This is a genomic window from Campylobacter sp. RM12647 (assembly GCF_020138135.1).
Classification (GTDB): Bacteria; Campylobacterota; Campylobacteria; order Campylobacterales; family Campylobacteraceae; genus Campylobacter_E.
Genome location: NZ_JACGAS010000060.1, coordinates 1 through 866 on the forward strand (window position 1 = coordinate 1; position 866 = coordinate 866).

The 866-nt window shown below is 34.8% G+C and carries 1 protein-coding gene; it reads right to left on the reverse strand.

Annotation, left to right across the window (positions count from 1 at the left end):
• Window positions 1–866 (reverse strand): molybdopterin-dependent oxidoreductase (locus AVBRAN12647_RS09580; RefSeq protein WP_336615115.1); only part of this gene is annotated, 866 nt, incomplete at both ends.

The window sequence follows — 866 nt, forward strand, 5'->3', positions numbered from 1 at the left end:
CTCTATCTTACCACTTGGAGTTCCTAATCTATTAGTAATTGGGTCATCTCTAAAATCTTTCATTTTTACGAAATTCTTAGCTTCTTCAGGAGCTTTAAATTCTACATAGCCTTTAGCCCAGAACTCATCAAAGGTTGGCATTGATAGGCCACTTGCTGCTGCTTTTTCTCTTGATTGTTCGTAAAAGTATTTAATCCATTCATTTGCAGTTTTACCCTCTGTAAAAGCTTGGTATTTTTCTTCACCAAAATGCTTAATAATTCCACAAAAAATATCATAATCATTTCTTGAGTTATACATAGGCTTTATACATTCTTTCATAGCGAAGATATATTTGTTTGTATGTGCTTTAGTTATATCATTTCTTTCTATTTCAGTAGTAGCTGGTAGAACTAAATCAGCATGTCTTGCACTAGCAGTCCAAAAACAATCTTGAACTATAAAGCTATCAACCTTAGCAAATGCTTTTAATTGTCTATTTCTATCTTGATGATGGTGCATTGGATTACCACCAGCCCAATAAATTGACTTAATTAAAGGGAAGGTCTTAACTTTGCCATCAAATTCATATTCTTTACCAGGATTTTCAAGCATATCTACTATTCTTGAAACAGGAATTACTTCGTTAGTTCTATTATCCCACTCCCCTTTTATAGTAGTTTTTGTGCTAATTCCTGCAAGTCCAGGAAAACCACTAAAATTATTTGCTTTATCTTCAATATTACCACTATTAGCATTGCCCGTAACTGCACCCGGAGTTGGAACTCCACCATCTGAATAATGGTAGCTAAACCCATATCCACCACCATCAAGTCCAATTTGTCCTAAAACAGATGCAAGAGTTATCATAGCCCAGTGAGCTTGCT